Origin of the sequence: Krasilnikovia cinnamomea, assembly GCF_004217545.1 — a bacterium.
Classification (GTDB): Bacteria; Actinomycetota; Actinomycetes; order Mycobacteriales; family Micromonosporaceae; genus Actinoplanes; species Actinoplanes cinnamomeus.
In genome coordinates, this window is the sequence record NZ_SHKY01000001.1 from 2,586,895 (window position 1) to 2,609,151 (window position 22,257).

The window sequence follows — 22,257 nt, forward strand, 5'->3', positions numbered from 1 at the left end:
GTGCAGAATGACGGTCGCCAACCGGACCGATCGCGGGGATCTGCCATGACCTTCAATGGGTTCATTTCGTACAGTCATGCCGCAGACGGGCGGCTCGCACCCGCCGTCCAGCGTGGTCTGCACCGACTGGCGAAGCCGTGGCACCGGCGGCGGGCGTTGTGGATCTTCCGGGATCAGACCGGGCTGGCGGTCACACCCGCGTTGTGGACGTCCATCCAGAACGCGCTCGACGGCTCCGAGTACTTCGTGTTGCTGGCCTCGCCCGAGGCGGCGCGCTCGCCGTGGGTGAACCGCGAGATCGAGCACTGGGTGGCCACGAAGTCGGCGGACCGCATCCTGCCCGTGGTGACCGACGGCGAATGGCAGTGGGATCCGGCGCGGCGGGACTTCACCGAGGGCTCGACCGCGGTGCCGACGGCGCTGCGTACGGTCTTCGCCGAGGAGCCGTTGTTCCTCGACCTGCGCTGGGCCAGGGACGACCAGCACCTGAGCCTGCGGCATTCCCGGTTCCGGGACGCGATCGCGCAGTTGGCCGCACCGATGCACGGGGTCAGCAAGGACGACCTGGAGGGCGAGGACGTCCGGCAGCATCGCCGGGTGCGGCGGCTGCGTTCGGTGGCGGTGACCGCGTTGGTGCTGCTGACGCTGGTGGCGTCGCTGACCGGCGGGTTGGCCGTACGCAACGCGCAGCGGGCGACCGCGGCGGCGGTGGAGGCGCGGTACCAGCAGCAGGAGGCGCTGGAGCAGCGGGGCAGCGCCGAGCGGTTCGCCCAGGAGTCGCGTGACCACGAGGAGGTGGCGCGGCAACAGCAGGCGCGGGCCCGGGACGCGGCGGCGGAGACCCGGCGGCAGGAACGGCTGGCGCGCGAGCAGAAGGGGCTCGCGGAACAGGCGTCGCGGGAGGCCGGTCGCCAGGAGGGCAACGCGCGCAGGCAGGAGGCATTGGCGCAGCGGGCGGCGGAGCGGACGCGCGCCCAGGAGCGGCTGACCCAGCGGCAGCGTGATCGGGCGCGGCATTGGGCGGGCGAGGCCGGTCGCCAGGAACGGACCGCCCAGCAGCAGAAGCGACTGGCCCACCAGGCGAGCGCGGAGGCGCTCCGGCAGCAGCACATCGCCGCGCAGCAGCAGCGCCGGGCCGACGAGGAGCAGGGCAGAGCCGACGAGCAGCAACGCAAGGCGGACGAGCAGCAGCGCAAGGCGGACGAGCAGCAGCGCAAGGCGGACGAGCAGCAGCGCCGGGCCGACGAGCAGCAACGCCGGGCCGAAGACCAGGAACGCAAGGCGAACGAGCAGCAACGCCGGGCCGAAGACCAGGAACGCAAGGCAGACGAGCAGCAGCGCAAGGCGGAGGAGCAGCAGCGGATCGCGATCAGCCGGCGACTGATCAACCAGGCCAGGGAGGCGATCGACGAGGACCCGCGATCCGCCCTCATGCTCGGGCTGGCCGCCCAGAAGGTGCAGCCGGGGCCCGAGAGCCGCGGTGAACTCACCGGCATCGTCGCGTCGACGCACTACGCCGGCACCCTCGACGGCGTGAGTCGGGCCGCGTTCGGCCCGGACGACCTCCTGGCGACCAGCGGCGAGGACGGGACCGCGACGCTGTGGAACGTGGCCGACCGGGCGCACCCCGTCCGGCTCGCCACCCTGCGCGGGGACGGTTCGCTGGTGAGCGCGCTGGCGTTCAGCCCGGACGGGCGGACGCTGGCCATGGTCGGCTGGCGGGGCATGGCGATCCTGTGGAACGTGGCCGACCGGTCCCATCCCGTGCAGCTGGCCACGCTGCCCGGCCTGACGAGCGTCAAGTCGGTCACGTTCAGCCCGGACGGGCGTACCGTCCTCACGGCCAGCCTGGACGCGAGCGCGACCCTGTGGGACGTGACCGACCAGAGCAAGCCGAAGCGGCTGTCGCGGCTGACCACGAAGAGTTACGTGCTGGACCGCGCCATCTTCAGCCCGGACGGGCGCACCGTGGTGCTGTCCGCCGGCACGGCGACCATCTGGAACGTGACCGACCGGGCCCATCCGGTCCAATCGGCCACGCTGGCCGGCGGCAACGTGCGCCCCGCATCGGTGGCGTTCAGCCCGAACCGGCCGCTGCTGGCCACCGGGGACTGGGACGGCGCGGTGGTTCTCTGGGACATGACGGATCCGGCGCGGCCCAAGCGGGGCGCCACCCTCACCGGCGCGCCCGAGACGGTCCAGGACGTGGCGTTCAGCCGGGACGGACGCGTCCTGGCCGCCGGCGACTCGCACGGTACGGCGACGCTGTGGGACGTGACGGAGCCCGCCAAGCCGCTGCGGCTGACCAGCATGGTCAGCCACGGCGGGGCGGTCGAGTCGATGGCGTTCAGCGCGGACGGCCGTACCGTGGTCACGGCCGGCAGCGGCGAGACGGCGACGCTGTGGAACGTGGCGGACCGGGGTGCCCCCACCCAGCTCAGCGAACTCGACGACCACAGCGCCCAGGTGCTGGCGCTGGCGTTCGGCGGCGACGGACGCTCACTGGCCACCGCCGGCTACGAGGGCGAGGCGATGCTCTGGGACATGACCGATCCGGCCCATCCGGTCCGGCGGGCCACCGTGACCGCGCATGACGACGAGGTCGCCGCGGTGGCGTTCAGCCCGGACGGACGCACCATCGCCGCCGCCGGGCGGGAGGACGGCCAGGTGTCGCTGACGGACGTGAGCGACCCGGCCAGGCCGGTCCGGCGGGCCGTGTTCGAGGAGGACGTGACGCGGTTGAACGCGCTGGCGTTCAGCCCGGACTGCCGCAGCCTCGCGGTCGGCGCCACCGAGGGCAAGCTGATGCTGTGGGACGTGGCCGACCGTGCGCGTCCGGTCCGGCGCGCCACGCTGACCGGGCACGGCAACATGGTGGAGTCGCTGGCGTTCAGCCCCGACGGACGCACGGTGGCCGTCGGCGGCGCCAAGGGGCAGGTCTGGCTGTGGAACGCCGCCGACCTTGCCCGCCCCGTCCGGCTGGCCACTCTGGACGGACACGGCGAGACCGTGGAGTCCATGGCGTTCAGCCGGGACGGGCACACGCTGGTGACCGGCAGCTACGACCGCACGGCGATCCTGTGGGACGTCACCGATCCGGCCAGGCCGCACCGGCTGAGCACCCTGACCGGCCACAGCAACTGGGTGCGCGCGGTGGCGTTCAGCCCGGACGGGCACACCGTGGCGACCGGCAGCCAGGATCACACCGTGGCGTTGTGGGACGTTTCGGACCGGGCGAAGCCGGTGCGGCTGGCCACCCTCAAGGGCACCGTGCTGCAGACCGGCCTGGTGGCGTTCAGCCCGGACGGGCGCAGCCTGGCGGCGGGCGGGAACGACGCCAGCAACCCCGCGCACGTCACCGTCTGGGACTACACGGAGCTGACCGAGTTGCGCGCCCACCCGGCCCGGCAGGCCTGCGCCATCACCGGACGCGGGTTCACCGCCGACGAGTGGGCCCGCGTCATCCCCGAGCTGCCGTACCAGCCGACCTGTCCCGCATGAGGATCACCGGCGGCGGGCGGTCAGGCGGCCTCGGTGGAGGGGTTTGCGGCGGCGTGGGCGAGGTCGTCCAGGTCCTGGCGCAGCGCGCCCTCGACCGTACGGGCGGCCAGCCCGCCGAAGACCAGCGCCAGCAGCCGCCCGCGCGGCTCGGTGGGGGTGCCGTCCTGGACGGCGGTGACCATCGTGCCGCCCCGGTGCCGCCCGGCCGTCACGGGCGCGAAGGTGTAGGTCATCCGGTAGTCCGCCCCGATCCCCGGCGACTCCACCACGAACTGCTCCGGCACCGCGCAGTCACTGACCCGGAACTCCTCGGTGATCTCGGAGCCGTCGGCCATGATGCGGGCCTCGCGCCAGGTCGTGCCGGAGCGGAACTCACCGGGCGTGACGGGCTCGACCCGGTGAACCGTGGACAACCACTGCGCCCGGCGGGACAGGTCGGTGAACACGCGCCACACCTCACTCACCGGCGCCTCGACCAATCGGGTGACCGCGACCGTCGACATAGCGTGACCTCCCGAATACACCGTACGGGTCGGCAGCTCTTCGGAACAACGATTACCCGGTCACGGCGCCCGCGTACCTCAGTCGTATCCGCCGTTGATCAGACCCACCCGGACCAGCTCGGTGAGCGGGTCGCGCACGTTGCGGGCGCCGAAGCCGGCCAGCAGCGGGCGCTGCCCGTCGCGGCGGGTCCGCGCGGGCTCGGCCAGCGGCACCGGATGGGTCGCGGCCAGCACCTCGGCCACCTCGGCCACCTCGGCCCCGTCGACCGCCGCGGCGCATCCGACCAGCACGTTGAGGAAGCCGTGGTGGGTGAAACCGGTTTCCGGATCGGTGTGCCGCAGCGCGTGCCGCTGCCCCACCGCGAGCTTGAACGGCAGCTCGCGGTCGCGGCAGGCGCAGATCACCGCGGCCAGCTCGACCGGGGTGGGGAACAGCTCCGCGGCCAGGCCGCCGACCCGGAACTTGGCGCCGATCCGCCGCCCGTCGGCGCGGCTCCCGGCGACCGTGTCGAGCGCGGCCAGCAGGCCCCAGCTCAGCGGGATCTCGGCGTACACGTCGAGGTCGGGCTGGGTGGCGGCGAAGCGGTGCAGCGCGCGCAGGCCAGGCTGGGAGTCCTCGCCGCGGCGCGCGACCGCCGCTTCGACCTGGCGCACCTCGGCCGCGGCGCCGCGCAGCGCGGCCACCGCGGCGTCGAGCCCGTCGATGCTGGTGTCGCAGACGACGCCGACCGCGAGGCCGCCGACGGGCGGGGCCCGGTGGGCCAGCGAGGAGGGTACGAGCAGCGAGCCGAGCAGGGGCGCGTACCACGCGGCGGCGTGCTCGCGGTGCGCCGCCACCGCGGCGCCGACGTCGGTGTCGTTCGGCGGTAGCAGGACGGCGTCATCGACGAGTCCCGCGAACAGCGGCGGCACCAGCGTTGACACGAATAATGAACCTAATGGACGCTCCGAAGCGCGGACAACACCGACCGTTATGTCGCTTTTCATAGGAGTAGGCGTGACGGAGCGGGCGATCGGCACCGACCGCCCGCTCGGACCGGCGCGACGTCGGGACGCTAGCCGATGTGGTACTGGTCGCCGTAGACCGCGAAGTCGAGCGGCGTGTTCAGGTCGAGGTTGCCGTTGCGCAGGAAGACCCGCTGGGCGGTGTCGACCCGCGAGGTGTCCGAGTGCGCCTCCTCCTTCTTCATCTCGATGACCCGCTCGTCCAGGAAGGCGTGGAGCCAGGTGGTCTCGTTGCCGCCCTGGGCGGGCGGCTTCGCCTTGCGCAGCGCCCGGCTGCGGATCGACGCCATCCCGTCGGGACCGTGCATGACGGCCGCGTCGTAGTACGCGAACTGCCCGAGCGCCCGCACGCCGTCAGACTTGCCGCGCGCCACGGACGGGTTGAAGTACACCCGGTCGCGCTCGGCCTCCTGGGTGGCCCGGAACACCGGGTCCTGCGCGGCGGTACGCCAGTCCCTGGGGAAGTTCGGGTCCAGCCCGGCGTGCGAGTCCGAGCCGTTCACCGTGCGCAGCGCGGGCAGGTACCGGGCCAGGACGTTCGACGGCTTGGTGTCCGTGTACGCCTCGACCAGCTCCAGCATGTCGCCGGTGCCGGAGCAGAAGCCGATGATCCCGGCGGTGTAGCCGCGCCCGTCGCCGATGTCCTCGATGTAGGAGAACTGGGCGCGCCAGTCGAGCGACGAGTTCTCGGCGGCCGAGACGATCTGCATCGCGACCTCCTTCTTCGCCGGGTCGTCGAGGTTTCTGCGGGCTGCGGCGGCCGCGGCGGCCACCGGCCGGGCTGGGGCCACGACGCCGGCCGACGTCCCGGCGGGGACGGTCGCTGCGCCCGCGGGCAGCAGGCCGTACGCGATGGCGACGCCGGGGACGAGCAGACCGGCGGCGAGGTACGCCGTCGTGCGACGGCGGGGACGGGGGGTGGTGCTGGGGGTGGTCATTGCGCTCCTCAGGGGTAGGGGATGGGCGCGCAGGATCGGCACCGGCGGCGACCGAGGGGCTTGCGCCGCCGCCGGCGATGGGTGGTGACGCTACGACAGTTAAGGAGGTTTATCAATGACCGTTAAAGTGTTTTATCAATCCGGGGCGATTGACAACCCGTTGAGCGGTTAAGGACGATTCGTTCATTGATCGAGACCTTGACAGTCCCGGGAGGCCGGGCCTACCGTCCAGCTAATTGTTAGCCAGTTTGCCAATCACCACCCGGGGGCCACCGTGTCGCGTCTCGCCGGCTCGTCGAAGCTGCTCCGCGCCATGAACGAGAGCGCGGCGCTCGCCCACCTGCTCGAACCCGGCACGCTGACCCGCTCCGACCTGCGCAAACTCACCAAGCTCAGCACGCCGACCATCTCCGAGGTGCTGCGCCGGCTCACCGAGGCGGGCCTGGTCACCGTGGTCGGCCACAACAGCGGCCGCCCCGGCCCCAACGCCGAGCTCTACGCGGCCAACCCCGACGCGGCGTACGCGGCGGCCGTCTCGATCCGTGACATCGGCCCGAGCGACGCCCCGTCCGTGGCGGCCGCCCTGTGCGACCTCACCGGCACGATCCGCTCCCGGACCGAACTGCGCGTCGACTTCCTGCGGACCGACCCGAAGTCGGCCGTGCTCGACGCCGTCGCCACGCTGCGCCGCGACAGCGGGGTGCCCGCCGAGCGGCTGCGCCACGTCCAGCTCGGCGTCGCGGGCTCGTACGACAGCCGCACCCAGACCATCCGGCACGTGGACGTGCCCGGGCTGGGGCGTACCGGCCTGGTGCCGGAGATCGCCACGGCGCTGGGCACCCACGTCGGCGTCGACAACGACGTCAATCTCGCCGCGATCGCCGAACGCCGGCACGGGGTGGCCCGCGAGTCCGACGGCTTCGCCCTGCTCTGGCTCGGCCTGGAGGGCCTCGGTCTGGCCATCGACATCGCGGGGTCGCTCCTGCGCGGCGCCCGGGGCGGCGCGGGCGAGATCGGCTACATGCCGCTGTACGCCCCGGACTCCACCCACCGCAAGGTGGACCTGCAGGACCTGGTGGGCGGTGCGGCCGTCCTCGCCCTGGGCCAGGACTGCGGCGTGCCCGGCCGTACCCCGCCGGAGGTGGTCCGGGCGGCGGCCGCCGACCCGGAGGCGGCGAGCGAGTTCTTCCCCCGGCTCGCCGACCGCATCGCGGTCGGCCTGGCGGCGGTCATCGCGGTCCTCGATCCGTCGCTGGTCGTGCTGGCCGGTCCGGTCGCGCAGGCCGGCGGGCGGACGCTGCTGGCCGCGGTCGAGAGCGCTCTCCATCGGGCCGCGCCACTGGAGAGCACGGTCGCGGTGACCACCATCGACGACGACGCGGTGCTGCTCGGCGCGCTGGACGCCGGGCTCACCGCGGTCCGCGAAACCCTCATCGCGTCCATTCGCGACAGCTGACCCCCAACCCATAACGAAATCCCCGGGAAGGACCCCCTCATGAACACCCGGATACCGCGCGCCCTTTTTGCCCTGATAACCGCCGCCGCACTAACCGCGGCATGCACCCCCGCACCCAAGGAAAACAAGATCGCCGACCCGGGCACCGAGGTGTCCGGCACGGTCGAGCTGTGGCATTTCTTCACCGAACGCGAGGCCGCCGCGATCGACACGGTCGTCAAGGACTTCGAGGCCACCCACCCGAAGATCAAGGTCACGGTCAAGTCGGGCCAGGACGACTCGAAGGTCACCCAGGCCATCGGCGCGGGCAACGGACCCGACATCGGCCTGTCGTACTCCACCGACATCGTCGGCAAGTTCTGCGCCTCCGGCGCCTGGGTCGACCTGGCCCCGTACATCGCCCGGGACAAAGTGGACCTTTCCCAGCTCAACCCCACCACCCGGCAATACACCGAGTACGGCGGCAAGCGGTGCGCCATGCCGTTCCTCGCCGACGCGTACGGGCTGTTCTACAACAGGGACCTGTTCGCCAAGGCGGGCATCGCGGGGCCGCCGAAGACCCTGGACGAGCTGGCCGAGGACGCCAAGAAGCTCACCGTACGCAACGCCGACGGCTCGTTGAAGCGGGTCGGCTTCCTGCCCCTGATGGACTTCTACGAGAACGCCGCCGCCCACCTCGCCCCCATCGTCGGCGCGACGTGGCTCACCGCCGACGGCAAGTCCGCCATCGCCGCCGACCCGGCCTGGAAGACGCTGCTGACCTGGCAGAAGAGCCTCGTCGACTGGTACGGCTACGACAACCTGCAGAAGTTCCGGGCCGGTCTGGGCGACGAGTTCAGCGCGGACAACGCGTTCCAGAAGGGCCAGGTGGCGATCAACGTCGACGCCGAGTACCGCCTCGCGTTCCTCGCCGACCAGGCCCCGAAGCTCAGCTACGGCGTGGCCCCGCTGCCCACCACCGACCCGGCCCGGTACGGCGCCGGCTACGTCACCGGCAACATCATGGGCATCGCCAAGAACGCCAAGAACCCCGAGGCGGCCTGGGAGCTCATCAAGTACCTGACGACCAACGACACGACGATCGTCAAGCTGGCCAACTCCCTGCGCAACATCCCCACCACGACCAAGGCCGCGGCCGACCCGGCGCTGAAGGTGGATCCCGCGTTCAAGACGTTCATGGACATCTTCGCCAACCCGAACTCGTCCACCACCCCGCCCTCGGCGTCCGGGCCCGCGTACCAGGAGACGTTCCAGACGTTCGTGACCGGCTGGCAGGCGGGCAAGGTGGCGAACCTGGACGCCGGGCTGGCCGAGGCGGACAAGCAGGTCAACAGCGTCATGACGCTGGGCGGCTGACGATGAGCGCCAAACCCCTGGCGATCCGGGCCCGGCAGCACGCCACCACGCTGTCGTTCCTGGCCCCCGCCCTGATCGGCATCGTGGTGTTCTTCGGCTACCCGCTGGTGTCCGCCGTGTACTTCTCCTTCACCAGGTTCGACCTGCTGTCGGCGCCGCAGTGGGTCGGGCTGGCCAACTACCGGCGGCTGGCCGACGACCCGTTCCTGCTCCAGTCCGTACGCAACACGCTGTGGATGGTGGCGGTCTTCGTCCCCGTACGCATCGTCAGCGCGATCGGCCTGGCGGTGCTGCTCACCCAGCTCAAGCGCGGCGCGGGGTTCTTCCGGACCATCTTCTTCCTGCCCGCGCTGGCGCCGCCGGTGGCCGCCACGATCGCGTTCGTCTACCTGCTCAAACCCGGTACCGGGCCGGTCGACACGATGCTGGCGCACCTGGGCATCGACGGCCCGCTGTGGTTCAACTCGCCGGAGTGGGCCAAGCCGTCGCTGGTGCTGCTCGGCCTGTGGGGCATCGGCGACCTGATGGTCATCTTCCTGGCCGGCGTCCTGGGCGTCCCCACCAGCCTGTACGAGGCCGCCGCCCTGGACGGCGCCAACGCCTGGCACCGCTTCCGGTACGTGACCATCCCGACGATCCGCCCGGTGATCCTGTTCGCGGCCGTCACCGGGGTCATCTACACGCTGCAGTACTTCGACCAGGCCGCCGTGGCGGGCTCGATCGCCAGCGGGCAGGCCACCACCGGCGGCGGGATCTCCCAATCCTTCGGCTTCCCCGAGGGCTCCACGTTCACCTACCCGCTGTGGCTGTACACGGTCGGGTTCCGCTACCACGCGCTGGGCTACGCGAACGCCCTGGCCGTGGCGCTGTTCCTGGTGGCTTTCGCCGTGACGGTGATCCTGCTGCGCCGCGCCAAGGCGTTCTCCGGGGAGGAATCATGACCGCCGTCCTTGACGCGCCACCGACGGTGGTGAACCGGCCGCCTTCCACGAGGAAGGCCCGGCGCGAGAACCGGCTGGTCTGGATCGCCCGGCACAGCATCGCCATCGCCCTGGCCATCATGTTCCTGACCCCGGTGGTCTACCTGGTGCTGATCTCACTGATGACCAGCAACCAGGCGCTCACCAGCGACTACTGGCCCAACTCCTGGCACCCCGAGAACTACGTGCGGGTCTTCCAGGTCACCCCGCTACCCCGCTACCTGCTCAACACGCTGCTGTACGCGGTCACCGCCACCGCCCTCATGCTGCTGTCCAGCGTCCCCGCCGCGTACGCCCTGGCCAAGCTCCGCTTTCGCGGCCGCAACGCCCTGTTCCTGGTCATCATCTGCGTGATGATGCTGCCCCCGCAGGTGGTGACCGTCCCGCTCTACCTGATGTGGGCCCGGTACGGCCTCACCGGCTCGCTGTGGCCCCTGGTCGTCCCGATGCTGTTCGGCGACGCGTTCGCCATCTTCCTGCTGCGCCAGTTCCTGCTGACCATCCCGCAGGAGTACCTCGACGCGGCGAAGGTCGACGGCTGCGGTGAGTGGGGCACCCTGATCCGGGTCGTACTGCCGATGGCCCGCCCCGGCATCGCGGCCGCCGGGCTGTTCCAGTTCTTCTACTGCTGGAACGACTACTACGGCCCGCTGCTCTACACCAGCGAGAACGAGCAGGCGTGGACGCTTTCGCTCGGGCTCGCGTCGTTCCACAGTGTCCATCACGTCGACTGGAACCTGGTCATCGCGGCCACCGTGCTGACCATGGCGCCGATCGTCGTCGTGTTCTTCTTCGCCCAGCGCGCGTTCGTGCAGGGTGTCACGCTCACGGGAGTCAAAGGGTGAGGATCGCTGTCGTTGGAGGCGGATCGACGTACACGCCGGAGCTGGTGGACGGGTTCGCCCGGCTGCGCGACTCCGGCCTGCAGGTCGACGAGCTGGTGCTGATCGACCCCGCCGCCGACCGGCTGGCGGTCGTCGGCGGGTTCGCGGCGCGCATCTTCGCCGCGTACGGCCACCCCGGCCGGGTCACCTGGACGACCGACCTGGACGCCGGCGTCACCGACGCCGACGTGGCGCTGATCCAGCTGCGGGTGGGCGGGCAGGCCGCCCGGATCAGCGACGAGACGTTCCCGCTCGACTGCGGCTGCGTCGGGCAGGAGACCACGGGGGCGGGCGGGCTCGCCAAGGCTCTGCGTACGGTGCCGGTGGTGCTGGATGTCGCCGAGCGCGTCCGGAAGCGGGCGCGCCCGGGTGCGTGGATCGTCGACTTCACCAACCCGGTCGGCATCGTGACCCGGGCACTGCTCGACGCGGGCCACCGCGCGGTCGGCCTGTGCAACGTGGCGATCGGCTTCCAGCGCCGCTTTGCCGGCTATCTCGGCGTCGACCCGTCGGCCGTGCTTCTCGACCACGTCGGTCTCAACCACCTGACGTGGGAACGGGCCGCGTACGTGGACGGGGTGGACCGGCTGCCCGAGCTGCTGGCCGCGCACCGGGCCGAGCTGGCCGCCGAGGTGGAGATCGACGAGCCGGTGCTGGCCGCCCTGAGCTGCGTGCCCTCCTACTACCTTTCCTACTACTACGACCACGACCGGGTGGTGCGCGCCGAGCGCGGCGCACCGACGCGCGGCGCCCGCGTCGCACAGATCGAATCGACGCTGCTGGAGATGTACCGGGATCCGGCGCTGACCGCCAAGCCCGCCCTGCTCGGCGAGCGCGGCGGCGCGTACTACTCGGAGGCGGCGGTCGGCCTCATCGCGGCCCTGCACGGCCTGGATCCGGACGGGGTGCACTCGGTGAACGTCCGCAACGACGGCACCCTGCCGTTCCTGCCGGCCAACGCGGTCATCGAGGTCTCGGCGCGCGCCGGTCAGGGCGGCCCGCGTCCGCTGCCGGTCGCCCCGGTCGCGCCCGACCAGGCCGGTCTCATCGCGCACGTCTCCGGGTACGAGGAACTGGCGCTGGACGCGGCGCTGCGCGGCGGCCGGGACCGGGTGTACCGGGCCCTGCTGGCGCATCCCCTGGTGGGCCAGCACGAGTACGCCGACGCGCTGACCGACAAGCTCGTCGCCGCCGGTGCCGAGCACCTGGCCTGGGCCCGATGACGGCCCTCTTCCTCGCCGTCGACGGCGGCAACTCCAAGACGGACGTCGTGCTCGGCACCGCGGACGGCCGGGTGCTCGGCATCGCCCGCGGCGGCACCTCGTCACCGCACTCGCTCGGCCTGCCCGGCGCGGTACGGGTCCTCGACACCCTCGTCGCAGCCGTCCGCGCCCGGGCCGGGGTGCCCGCCGGAACCCCGGTGGACCTGGCGGCCGTCTACCTGGCCGGGGCGGACCTGCCGGTCGAAGTGGACCGCCTGCACGCCGCGGTCGCGGACCGCGACTGGGCCCGCCGGTACGTCGTCGACAACGACTGCTTCGCCCTGCTGCGGGCCGGTACGGCGGCACCGGACGCGGTCGCCGTGGTGTGCGGCGCGGGCAACAACTGCGTGGGTCGCACCGCCGACGGCCGGACCGCGCGCTTCCCCTCGCTCGGGCCGATCTCCGGAGACTGGGGCGGCGGCCACGACCTCGCCGACCACACCCTGCGTGAAGCCGCCCGGGGCGAGGACGGCCGCGGGGAGCCGACCGGGCTCACCGATGCCGTGGCCCGTCACTTCGGGCGGCCCACCGTGGAAAGCGTCAGCATCGCCCTGCACCTCGGCGACCTGCCGCGCCACGCCGTACACGAGCTGACCCCGCTGCTGTTCGACGTCGCCACCGCGGGCGACCCCGTGGCCCTGCGGCTGGTCCGGCGGCAGGCCGACGAGATCCTCGCCCAGCACCGCGTCGCCGCGGCCCGCCTCGGGCTGACCGATGCCCCGCACGCGCTGGTGCTGGGCGGCGGCGTGCTCCGCGCCCGCCACCGCGTGCTGCACGAACGCATCCTGGCGGGCGCCGCCGCCCAGACGCCCCGGGCCGAGGTCACCGTGGTGACCGATCCCCCGGTGGTCGGCGCGGCCCTGCTGGCGCTGGACGCCCTCCACGGCGGCCCGGCCCCGCTGGACACCGAGCGAGGCGTCCGCACCGCGCTGCGCGACCCGGCCCCGACGTCCCTTGACCCGAACTTGAAGACTTCGGGTGAGCGCCGAACCGAAACTGTTCAAGGTCTGGTTGCCGGTCCTTTCAGGCGCGAAGAACCGGGCGGGCCATCAATGGCGCACGAGGACGAACAGTTCGGCCAGCGCGGCGGTGACCATGGCGGCCACCAGGGGAACCACCCCGCCGACAACGGCATGCACGAGGATCAGCATCGGCGCGGCCCCGGCCAGGTAGGCCGCCGCCAGCAGCGGGCGGTCCCGCGTGCCGAGCCGGCGTAGGGCCGTGCCCAACGGCTCGGTGAGCCGCCGGGTCAGCCACCCGATGACCGCGACCGCGATCAGCACGCCCATCACGGCCGCCCAGACCCGGGAGGCGCCGGGGCTGGCCAGCCGCATGACCCCGGTGAGCACCCCGGCCACCAGGACGGCGTTGGCGCAGTACAGCACCGCCTGCCGGACGGCGGTGCCCGAGTCGGGCCCGGGGTCGAGCACGGGACCGGCCGGTCGGACCACGACCGGGGACTGCGGGGCCGGCAGCAACGCCGCGTCCGGCATGTCGGGCGCGGGCGGCTGGGCCAGGGCGGCCTCGTCGGCGAGGGTCTCCAGCGCCCGCGCCCAGCGGCGCCGCTCCAGCCGGACGATGCCGACGTCGCGCTGCGCCTCACCGATCGCGGAGTCCAGGTCCAGGGCCTCGGCGTACGCGCGCTGCGCCAGATCGAACAGGCGCAGCCGGGCGGCGACGACCGCCAGCACGAGGTGCGCCTCGCCGTCGGCGGGCGCGATCCGCACCCCGTGCCACGCGGCGTTGAGCGCCTCCTGGCCGTTGCGCGCCTCGCTCAGCAGCGCCGCGCCGGTGCGCTGTGCGTACGGGTCGGCGGGCCAGCGGCCGAGGATGGCCCCGGCGACCTGGGCGGCCTCGGCGTACCGGCGGTTGTCGACCAGCGCCATCCCGCGGGCGACCAGACCGTCCACCCGGTCCGGCCCGGCGGCGACGGCGCGTTCCGCGGCGACCAACGCCTCGACCGGCTGTTCGGCCACGAGGTGGACCCGGGCGAGCGTGGACAGCAGTGCCGGATCGGCCGGTGCGGTGGCCAGCCCGGCGGCGAGTTCCCCCGCGGCCTCGTCGTAGCGGCCCAGGTCGGCCAGCAGCAGCGACCGTTGCCGGTACTCCTCGGGGGTGGTCTCGGGCTCGAACGGAGCCGACGCGGCATCGCTGGGCACGACGCCAGCTTATGAGGCCCTCACCAGAATTGCTCGGGCCCCGGGGTCAGCGGGTCATGATCCGGCGGCCGTATCGGTACGAGATCTACGCCGGACCGGCCTCGCGCAGCAGCGCCACCGCGATCGCGGCGAGACCTTCACCACGCCCCGTCAGGCCCAGCCCGTCGGTGGTCGTGCCGGAGACCGAGACCGGGCCGCCGGCCGCCTCGCCCAGCACCTGCTGCGCCTCCGCGCGCCGCGTACCGATCTTGGGCCGGTTGCCGATGACCTGGATGGACAGGTTGGCCACGACGAGACCCTCGGCGCGTACCCGGCGGGCCGCCTCGGCCAGCAGGGTGACCCCGGAGGCCCCGGCCCACTCGGGACGGTCGGTGCCGAAGTTGCTGCCCAGGTCGCCGAGCCCGGCGGCGCTGAAGATGGCGTCGCAGGCGGCGTGGGCGGCGACGTCGCCGTCGCTGTGCCCGGCCAGGCCCGGCTCTCCGGGCCAGTGCAGACCGGCCACCCAGCACGGCTGATCCGGGTCGAAGGCGTGCACGTCGGTGCCGATGCCCACCCGCGGAACGATCATGAAGGTCAGCGTACGCCGAGCAGCGCCTCGGCCAGGACCAGGTCGAGCGGCCGGGTGATCTTCAGGGCCAGCTCGGACCCCGGCACACAGGTCACCGCGATCCCGGCCTTCTCGACCAGGCCGGCGTCGTCCGTGAGCGGGTCGCCGGCGGTGGCGTGCGCGGCGGCCAGCACGTCGTGCCGGAACCCCTGCGGCGTCTGCACGGCGCGCAGCACGGACCGGTCGACCGTGCCGAGGACCCGGTCCTGCGGCCCGACCTCCTTGACGGTGTCGACCACCGGCAGGGCCGGGATCACCGCGGGCAGGCCGCCGCGCACCGCCGCCGCGACGGACTCGACGAGTTCGGGCGGGGTGAGGGCGCGCGCGGAGTCGTGCACCAGCACGATGCCGACATCCTCCGGTACGGCCGCCAGAGCCGCCGCCACGGACTGCTGCCGCTCGGCGCCCCCCGCCACCACGACGACCGGGGCGACGGGGGCGAGCAGCGCGCGGACCCCGGGAACGTCGGCGACCGGGGCGGCCACCACGATCAGGCGTACGGACGGGGCGGCGGCGACCCGGCGGATCGCGTGCACGAGCAACGGCTCACCCGCCAGCAGGCGCAGGGCCTTGGGCACACCGGGGCCCAGCCGTACGCCGGCACCCGCGGCAAGAACCAGGACCGCGACGTCACCGTGCGGATTGAGCTGCGCGGTCACGTCGCGGTCCAGGCGAGGGATGGTGCGATCGCGGGTGGAACGTCAGGCCTCGGTGAGCACCTTGTCGAGGAGCACCTCGGCCTCGTCCTTGGTGCTCTTCTCGGCGAGGGCCACCTCACCGACGAGGATGTCGCGGGCCTTGGCGAGCATGCGCTTCTCCCCTGCCGAGAGACCACGCTCGCGCTCACGACGCCAGAGGTCACGAACGACCTCGGCAACCTTGAGCGGGTTACCGGAGGCAAGCTTCTCGAGATTCGCCTTGTAACGCCGCGACCAGTTGGTCGGCTCCTCGGTGTGCGGTGCGCGGAGGACGTCGAAGACCTTGCCCAGGCCTTCCTCGCCGACCACTTCGCGCACGCCGACGATCTCGGCGTTCTCAGCGGGCACGCGGACCGTCAGGTCGCCTTGGGCGACCCGAAGGACGAGGTACTGCTTCTCCACGCCCTTGATAGTTCTAGTCTCGATTGCCTCGATGAGTGCGGCCCCGTGGTGGGGGTAAACAACGGTCTCGCCGACACTGAAAACCATAGGTTCGAAACCCCTTTCGCTGTGTCTAGGGTAACACGCTCAGGCAGCGATGTCCCACCCCAGCCGTGACTGTTAGTGCAGCTCAGAGGGCCTGTGAGAGGTCTTTCTCCCGCTTGACAGGAGCCCATTGAAGTGCCCCTCTCACGCTGAGTAACCACACCGTGACCACTCAACTCAGCGAGTCGTATATTTCCGATCTGGCGCCTTTGCGAGGTCAAGCGTATCGCTCGCTCCCGGAACCACCCGCTACTAGCGATCCGCGTCACGTTACGGCAGGCTGAACCCAGGTCCCCATCGACGCGATTTTGGTCGGCAAGGGGGGAGGGTGAGTTGTGGGCAGCTTCAAGGACAATGGCAACGAGTGGCCACCTGATGGCGCCTCCCCGGACGGCCTGCCCGACCTGCCGGAGGAGTGGGGCCTCATCGTCATCCCGGACGACCTGTCCGAACTCGCCGACGAGGTCGCGGCGATCCAGGCCGAACTCCACGTCCTGCCCCCGCAGACCCCCTGGCAGCGCTTCACCAGCCGTCCCGTGGTCCGCGGCCTGCGCCGCGTCGCGGCGGCCGGCCGGCACGCTCCCGTACTGATCATCTCCATGGCGGTGCTGGTCACCGTCGCCAGCCTGTTCGCCTCGGCCTGGCCCGGTCCGGGCCGGGCGCCCGCGACCCAGCGCACCGCCGGGGCCGGCACCCACACCAGCCCGCAGACCGCCACCGGCGAGGGTGACGCGCTGCCCGCGCTGGAACTGATCGGTACGGACGGCAACACCGTGCCCCTGCGCGCACGACTGCCCGCCGTCCTGCTGCTCACCGACGGGTGTGACTGCGCGCGGCTGGTCGCCGACACCGCCGCGGCCCGCCCCGACCTCCCGGTCCTCACAGTCACTACGGGTACCCAGCCAGGCGCCGCTCTACCGCCGGCCGCCGCCCCGGCCGCGCCGCCGGCCGGTGCCGCGCCGCGCGCCAACGGCCCGTCCGTACGCGAGCTGCGGGATCCGACCGGGGAACTGCGCAGCAGCCTCGCCCTCGCCGCACCCGACGGCCGGGCGGCCGCCGTGCTCGTCGACGACGCCGGCAAGATCGTCCGCAAGCTGGAGGGCACCTCCTCGGTCGACGACCTCAAGAACGACCTCGCCGCGCTCTGACACCCGGCAGGCGTCAGCACGCCGGGGTGGCTCAGGCGACCGCCTGGGTCAGGCGCCAGCGGAACACCGCCGAACTGTCCGTCTCCGCCGTCATCAACATGAAGAACTCGTGCGCCAGGGCCACGCTGAGCGTCACCGGGTCGGGCCGGTCCGCACACGGCACCGCGCGACCGGTGTCGTTGCCGGAGGTGCTGAGCCGCACCCGGACCTGCCCCTGCCCGGCACACACCATCGTCAGCGTGAACGTGCCGCCCGCCACGGCCGCCTCCCGCCGCGCGGTCCTGCCCGGGGGCAGCACCAGGGTGTCCGCCTGGACCTGCGGCGTCGCGTCCGGCACCAGGCGCGTCACGACGTCCTGCCAGCCCGCCACCCGGGGATCGGCGTCGGCGTGGGGGGCCGCGCGGACCCACCACACGGCACCGGCGACGAGCAGCGCCACGGCGAGGGCGTACAGCTGCACGCCACGGGCCCGGTCGCCGGTCATCACGACCGGGTCTCGCCGCAGATTTTCATCAGGTGACCTTATGTCGTTCGAGCAGCGCCACGTACAGGGTCAGTCCGGGGCCGAAGGCCAGCATCAGCACGCGCGGCGGGGGTTCGGCCCGGCGGCGCAGCGCGTCCAGCACCAGCAGCACGGTCGGTGAGGAGCAGTTCCCGTACGTGGCCAGCACGTCGCGCGACGCGGCGAGGTCGGCGTCGGAGAGCTCCAGCCGGTCCTGCACCACGTCGAGGATCTTGGGGCCACCCGGGTGCACCGCCCAGCCGGGCACGTCGCCGACCGTGAGGCCGCGCCGGGCCAGCACGTCGTCGACCAGGCCCCGGACGTGCAACGACAGCACCTGCGGCACCCGGGCGGACAGGCCCATGCGAAAGCCCAGGTCCGTGACGTCCCAGGTCATGTGGTCGGCGGTGGTCGCGTCCGTCACGGCGGCCACCTCGGTCACCGCGTACCCGGACCGGCCGTCACCCGGGGTGAGCACGACGGCGGCCGCCGCGTCCGAGAACAGCGCGTGCGAGACGATCTGCTGCATGTCCGCCCGGGTCTCCGCGGGCTGCAGGTGCAGGCTGGTCAGCTCGGCGCAGAGCAGCAGCGCGGGGCGGCCACGGGCCACCACGAAGTCGGCCACCGAGCCCAGGCCCGGCAGCGCCGCGTAACAACCCATGTGGCCCACGAACAGGCGCTGGACGTGCGGCGACATGCCCGTGTCCCGGGCCAGCAGGATGTCCAGGCCGGGGGTGGCGTAGCCGGTGCACGAGCAGACCGCGAACAGGCCCAGCTCCTCGGCGCCCACCCCGGCGTCGGTCAGCGCCCGGCCGACCGCCTCCTTGCCCAACGGCACGGCCTCGACCTGATAGCGGCGCATCCGCCGCTCCGTGGACCAGTCGGACACGTCCTCCAGCAGCGGGCTCACCGCGGCCTGCCGGGTACGCACCCCGGAGTTGGCGAAGATCCGCTGGGCCAGCCCACGGCGGCCGCCGTGGTAGCGCTCGGCGAAGTAGCCCTCCCACAGCTCGTCCTGCACGGCGGACGGCGGCAGCGCCGTGCCGAGTCCGGCGATCGTTGCGCTCCGGTTCACCTGTCTGCCTCCCCAGGCTGACGTCCCCGCCCTGACCTACCCATCGCCGGCCGCCACTCACCAGCGCGGCGCACTGCCGTCGGTGTCCGGATCACCCCCGATCGCGTCGACGCCGAGCCAGTCCGCGCACACATCCGACGTCGCGGGCTGCAGCGAGCCCGCGCGGGCGTCCCGGTACAGGCGCTCCAGGGGATGTCCGCGGCGCATCGCCGAGGTGCCCGCCGCCTCGAGCATCGACGCCGCCACGTCGGCCGCCGTCGTCCCCGCGATGAGCTTCGCCCGCCACACCCACCGGTTGGTCTCGGCGTCGCCCGGCGCCTCGTCGACCCGGCGGGCCGCCTCCATGACGGCCAGGTGGGCGGCGGCCACGGCCGCGTCCGCCCGGCCGATCCGGGCCCGTACGGCCGGCAGGTGCCCGAGCTTGCGCTCCGTCACGTGGGTCACCGCGGCGTCCACGGCCGCCCGGGCCACCCCCACGTACACCGCCGCGTAGCTGGCCACCATCCAGTGCGGGGCGAGCTGCGCCACCACCAGGGCCAGCCCCTCCACCCCGCCGAGCAGCGCCCCTTCCGGCACGGTCACGTCGACGTGCAGGTCGTGGGAACCGGTCGCGCGCATCCCCAGCGCGTCCCAGGTCGGCTCGACCCGCAGCCCGTCGCCCGCGGGCACCAGGAACTGCGACACCTGCGCCGGGTCGGCCGCGCTGCGGGCCGCGATCAGGTACGCGTCGGCGTGGCCCGCGCCGGAACAGAACGTCTTGGCGCCGGTGATGCGGAAGCCGCCGCCGGCCCGGGTGTAGGTGGTGCTCAGTTGGGAGAGCCGGGAGCCGGCGCCGCGTTCGCTCATCGCGACCGCGTACCAGCTGCCCAGGGCGGCGGCGGCGAGGTGGTCGTCGCGGGCCCGCAGCGCTTCCGGTGGCAGGCCCAGCGCGTCGGCGAGGTCGTCGGTGACCCCGGCGAGGGCGCCGGTCACCGAGGCGTGCATGTTGAAGATCAACGCGGTGGCGCCGTTGCCCCGGGCCAGCTCGTACGCGACCGCCGCGTAGTCCGCGAAGCCCGCCCCGGCGCCGCCGAGCCGGGCCGGGACCATCAGGCCGAACAGGCCCGCGCGCCGCAGGTCGGCGAAGTCGTCCGCCGGGAACGAGCCGTCCCGGTCATGCCGCGCTGCCCGGGCGGCGAACCGGGGCGCCAGCCGTCGCGCCTCGTCGATCATCACGCCGCTCCCGTCTTGGTTCCACGCCCCTGGAAGAGCGCCTTGGTTCCACGACCCTGGAAGAGCACGGCCGTCGACCAGGTGGGCACGATCCGTCCCAGCGGGGCCCCGGCGTCGCGCCCCGCGCGGGCGCCGAGCCAGCGCAGCAGGCCGGTGGTGGTGGGCCGTACCCCGCGGACCCACAGCCGCACGCCGTGGCGGGCGAACTCGCCGGTCAGCACACCGGGGTCCACGAACAGGGCCGGGTCGTGAATGCCGGGCGGCGCGACACCCAGCCACTCACCCAGGGTCACGATGACGAGCCGGGCCAGCGCGGTGTCGTTGACCGTGTCCAGCACGACCAGCCCGCCGGGCCGCAGTACCCGGGACAGCTCCGCCACGGTCGCGCCCAGGTCGGTGACGTGTTCGAGGATCTCGCCGGCCACCACCACGTCGGCGCACCCGGTGGCCAGCGGCAGCGCGGTCACGTCACCGGCCAGCGGGGTGACGCCGTGGGTCGCGGCCTGGGCCAGCCCGCTCCGGCGCAGGTCCACGCCGACGTGCCGGTAGCCGAGCCCGCGGACGTGCGGGGCCAGCAGGCCGCCACCGCATCCGGCGTCGAGAAGCACCGCGCCGGGCCGGGCCGCCGGGGGCACCAGCGCGGCGCGGGCGGCCGCCAGCCAGTGCAGGATCTCGAAGTCGCCGCCGGGGCGCCACCACTCGCACGCCAGTTCGTCGTATTGACGTGGATCGTTGCGCTCGATCGACCGCATGCGATCGAGCGTGGCATGTCGATCGCCGAACCACCACACTGCTGTCATGTCGCGCGCGTTAGCCCTGTTACGGGCCAGTCACCCCGAACCGGGCGGCGCGGTGACCGCCGCCATGACTCTGCTGGCGGTCGGCGTGGGGCACCGGGGCTGGTCCCTGGGCGGCGTGGCGGCGGCAGTCGGGGCCACCCAACTCTCGGTGGGCTGGGTCAACGACTGGCTCGACGCCGACCGGGACCGGCGCACCGGGCGCACCGACAAGCCGGTCGCCACGGGCGCGGTGGACCGCCGTACGGTCGGGCTGGCCGGGCTGGCCGCGTCGCTGGCGGTGCCGGTGCTCGGGCTGCCGTTCGGCGCGGCGGCGGCGGTGTGCATCACGCTCGTCGGGATCTTCGCGCTGCTCTACGACTGGCCACTGAAGTCCACCCCGCTGTCGGTGGTGCCGTACCTGGTGGCGTTCGGGCTGCTGCCGGCGTTCGTGGTGCTGGCGCTGCCGGGCAGCCCGTCGCCGCCGGTCTGGCTGGTGGTGGCGGGCAGCCTGCTCGGCGGCGGGGCACATTTCGCGAACGTCCTGCCGGACCTGGCCGACGACGCCGCGACCGGCGTGCGCGGGCTACCGCACCGGCTCGGCCCCGTCGGCTCCCAGCTGGCGGCCGCCGGGCTGCTGCTGGCCGCGACGCTCACCCTGGTGTTCGGGCCGCCCGGCCCGCCGTCGTGGGCGGGCCTGGCCGCGGCGGGCGCGGCCGTCGTGATCCTGCCCCTGGGCTGGTACGCGGGCACCCGCTCGCGCGGGCGTCCGGTGGCGATGTTCCGGGCCGTCATCGTGGTGGCGCTCTGCGACGTGCTGCTGCTCATCGCCAGCGGGCGCGTGGTGTGACCGGGTGGTGTGAATGGACGGGTCGGCGTACGGCCCGGATCACCGCCCTCTAGGCTGGCGTCAGGTTGGTCGGAGCCCCCGTTTGTTGGAGGACTGAGATGCGCTCGCTGGGAACCCGCCGTGTCGCCCGCGCCCTGGGTGCCGTCACGGTGGCCGCCGTGGCGCTCACCGGGTGCAGCGCCGGTCAGGTCGCCGAGACGGCCCTCAAGCAGCCCGGCACGTTCGGTGTCAACACGCAGAACTCCAACGGCAGCGTGCTCATCCGCGGACTCGCGGTCACGTACAACAGCCCCGAGGGCTTCAAGGCGGGCGGCAACGCTCCGCTGGAGCTCAACCTCTTCAACCAGACCCCGCAGCCGGTGACCGTGACGGTCAGCAGCGCGCCGCCGATGACGCCGGACCCGACCGCCCAGGTGGTCTACGCCCGTTCGGTCGGCCTGTTCGGTGGCACCCCCGCAGCCATCGCCTCGGACCAGCCCGCCACCAAGCCTGCCGTCGCCACCCCGGTGCCCGCCAGCGCGCCCGCCGTCGCCAGCCCGGCCCCGGGTGGCAGCGCTGCGGCGGTGCCCGCCGCAGCGGCGCAGCCCGCACGGCTGACCATCCCGCCGCTCAGCTTCCTGTCCTTCCAGCCCGGCCACGTCCCGCAGCTGCAGGCGGTCGGCCTGGCGGCACCGCTGAAGCCCGGCAACTCGGTGAATCTCGTCTTCGAGTTCAGCAACGGCGCGCAGCCGCTGGCCGTGCCCGCCCCGATGAGCGTGCCGTTCTCGCCGGCTTCGCGCGCCCCGGCGCAGCCCATCGAGGACGTCGAGGGTCCCGCCGAGCACGAGTGACCTCGTGGCCCGGCGGCACCCGCACGGAA

At 73.1% G+C, this 22,257-nt stretch carries 20 protein-coding genes and 1 pseudogene; 10 read left to right on the forward strand and 11 right to left on the reverse strand.

What is annotated here, in order from left to right; all coding sequences use genetic code 11:
* Positions 1 to 45 precede the first annotated feature (45 nt).
* The gene (locus EV385_RS11615; RefSeq protein ID WP_130509485.1) at positions 46 to 3,501 is read left to right on the forward strand and encodes a toll/interleukin-1 receptor domain-containing protein; all 3,456 of its coding nucleotides are present in this window, start codon (positions 46 to 48) and stop codon (positions 3,499 to 3,501) included.
* A 20-nt stretch (positions 3,502 to 3,521) separates the two neighbouring features.
* On the opposite strand, the gene EV385_RS11620 is transcribed toward EV385_RS11615, so the two are convergent.
* From EV385_RS11620 to EV385_RS11630, 3 genes are all read right to left on the reverse strand, one after another.
* Positions 3,522 to 4,004, reverse strand: coding sequence for an SRPBCC family protein (locus EV385_RS11620; RefSeq protein WP_130509486.1), 483 nt, complete (start codon positions 4,002 to 4,004; stop codon positions 3,522 to 3,524).
* A 78-nt stretch (positions 4,005 to 4,082) separates the two neighbouring features.
* Positions 4,083 to 4,928, reverse strand: coding sequence for a hypothetical protein (locus EV385_RS11625; protein WP_207229805.1), 846 nt, complete (start codon positions 4,926 to 4,928; stop codon positions 4,083 to 4,085).
* Positions 4,929 to 5,059: 131 nt separating this feature from the next.
* Complete coding sequence (locus EV385_RS11630) at positions 5,060 to 5,947, reverse strand: chitosanase (RefSeq protein ID WP_165449443.1); 888 nt, start codon at positions 5,945 to 5,947, stop codon at positions 5,060 to 5,062.
* A 274-nt stretch (positions 5,948 to 6,221) separates the two neighbouring features.
* Between EV385_RS11630 and EV385_RS11635 the strand changes: the two genes are divergently transcribed.
* The 6 genes and pseudogenes from EV385_RS11635 to EV385_RS11660 all read left to right on the forward strand — a co-directional run.
* Positions 6,222 to 7,403 carry an ROK family transcriptional regulator gene (locus EV385_RS11635; RefSeq protein WP_130509487.1) on the forward strand — a complete coding sequence of 394 codons (1,182 nt, stop codon included), beginning with the start codon at positions 6,222 to 6,224 and terminating at the stop codon, positions 7,401 to 7,403.
* A 39-nt stretch (positions 7,404 to 7,442) separates the two neighbouring features.
* A complete protein-coding gene (locus EV385_RS11640) occupies positions 7,443 to 8,759 on the forward strand; it encodes an ABC transporter substrate-binding protein (protein WP_130509488.1) in 1,317 nt (438 codons plus the stop codon).
* 2 nt (positions 8,760 to 8,761) lie between these two features.
* Positions 8,762 to 9,700 carry a carbohydrate ABC transporter permease gene (locus EV385_RS11645; RefSeq protein ID WP_130509489.1) on the forward strand — a complete coding sequence of 313 codons (939 nt, stop codon included), beginning with the start codon at positions 8,762 to 8,764 and terminating at the stop codon, positions 9,698 to 9,700.
* On the forward strand, positions 9,697 to 10,584 hold the full coding sequence (locus EV385_RS11650) for a carbohydrate ABC transporter permease (protein WP_130509490.1): 888 nt from the start codon (positions 9,697 to 9,699) through the stop codon (positions 10,582 to 10,584). Before EV385_RS11645 ends, EV385_RS11650 begins: the two co-directional genes overlap by 4 nt.
* A complete protein-coding gene (locus EV385_RS11655) occupies positions 10,581 to 11,846 on the forward strand; it encodes a 6-phospho-beta-glucosidase (protein WP_130509491.1) in 1,266 nt (421 codons plus the stop codon). The genes EV385_RS11650 and EV385_RS11655 overlap by 4 nt, the downstream gene beginning before the upstream one ends.
* Positions 11,843 to 12,742, forward strand: a pseudogene (locus EV385_RS11660) (N-acetylglucosamine kinase); the annotation flags it as partial. The gene EV385_RS11655 and the pseudogene EV385_RS11660, both read left to right, overlap by 4 nt.
* Before the next feature lie 192 nt (positions 12,743 to 12,934).
* Here the strand turns inward: EV385_RS11660 and EV385_RS11665 are convergent.
* The 4 genes from EV385_RS11665 to EV385_RS11680 form a co-directional block, all read right to left on the reverse strand.
* The gene (locus EV385_RS11665; RefSeq protein ID WP_130509492.1) at positions 12,935 to 14,044 is read right to left on the reverse strand and encodes a tetratricopeptide repeat protein; all 1,110 of its coding nucleotides are present in this window, start codon (positions 14,042 to 14,044) and stop codon (positions 12,935 to 12,937) included.
* Positions 14,045 to 14,129: 85 nt separating this feature from the next.
* Positions 14,130 to 14,612, reverse strand: coding sequence for a 2-C-methyl-D-erythritol 2,4-cyclodiphosphate synthase (ispF, locus tag EV385_RS11670; RefSeq protein WP_130509493.1), 483 nt, complete (start codon positions 14,610 to 14,612; stop codon positions 14,130 to 14,132).
* A gap of 5 nt (positions 14,613 to 14,617) precedes the next feature.
* The gene (ispD, locus tag EV385_RS11675) at positions 14,618 to 15,310 is read right to left on the reverse strand and encodes a 2-C-methyl-D-erythritol 4-phosphate cytidylyltransferase (protein WP_130509494.1); all 693 of its coding nucleotides are present in this window, start codon (positions 15,308 to 15,310) and stop codon (positions 14,618 to 14,620) included.
* A gap of 42 nt (positions 15,311 to 15,352) precedes the next feature.
* Complete coding sequence (locus EV385_RS11680; RefSeq protein ID WP_041832964.1) at positions 15,353 to 15,838, reverse strand: CarD family transcriptional regulator; 486 nt, start codon at positions 15,836 to 15,838, stop codon at positions 15,353 to 15,355.
* 332 nt (positions 15,839 to 16,170) lie between these two features.
* Here EV385_RS11680 and EV385_RS11685 point away from each other — a divergent pair, with 332 nt between their 5' ends.
* Positions 16,171 to 16,983 (forward strand): hypothetical protein, encoded by an 813-nt coding sequence (locus EV385_RS11685; protein ID WP_130509495.1) that lies wholly within the window; start codon positions 16,171 to 16,173, stop codon positions 16,981 to 16,983.
* A gap of 31 nt (positions 16,984 to 17,014) precedes the next feature.
* Here EV385_RS11685 and EV385_RS11690 read toward each other — a convergent pair whose 3' ends face one another.
* The 4 genes from EV385_RS11690 to EV385_RS11705 are packed head-to-tail and all read right to left on the reverse strand — an operon-like array spanning position 17,015 to position 20,524.
* Positions 17,015 to 17,467: a DUF6023 family protein gene (locus EV385_RS11690; protein ID WP_130509496.1), complete on the reverse strand. Its 453-nt coding sequence runs from the start codon at positions 17,465 to 17,467 to the stop codon at positions 17,015 to 17,017.
* A 28-nt stretch (positions 17,468 to 17,495) separates the two neighbouring features.
* Entirely contained in the window at positions 17,496 to 18,560 is a 1,065-nt protein-coding gene (locus tag EV385_RS11695) for a type III polyketide synthase (RefSeq protein WP_130509497.1), read from the reverse strand.
* A gap of 57 nt (positions 18,561 to 18,617) precedes the next feature.
* A complete protein-coding gene (locus EV385_RS11700; protein WP_130509498.1) occupies positions 18,618 to 19,772 on the reverse strand; it encodes an acyl-CoA dehydrogenase family protein in 1,155 nt (384 codons plus the stop codon).
* The gene (locus EV385_RS11705; protein WP_130509499.1) at positions 19,772 to 20,524 is read right to left on the reverse strand and encodes a methyltransferase domain-containing protein; all 753 of its coding nucleotides are present in this window, start codon (positions 20,522 to 20,524) and stop codon (positions 19,772 to 19,774) included. Before EV385_RS11705 ends, EV385_RS11700 begins: the two co-directional genes overlap by 1 nt.
* Between EV385_RS11705 and EV385_RS11710 the strand changes: the two genes are divergently transcribed.
* Positions 20,523 to 21,398 (forward strand): UbiA family prenyltransferase, encoded by an 876-nt coding sequence (locus tag EV385_RS11710; RefSeq protein WP_423203039.1) that lies wholly within the window; start codon positions 20,523 to 20,525, stop codon positions 21,396 to 21,398. The two genes, EV385_RS11705 and EV385_RS11710, sit on opposite strands and share 2 nt — an antisense overlap.
* A gap of 98 nt (positions 21,399 to 21,496) precedes the next feature.
* Positions 21,497 to 22,228, forward strand: coding sequence for a hypothetical protein (locus EV385_RS11715; RefSeq protein ID WP_130509501.1), 732 nt, complete (start codon positions 21,497 to 21,499; stop codon positions 22,226 to 22,228).
* Positions 22,229 to 22,257: the final 29 nt, after the last annotated feature.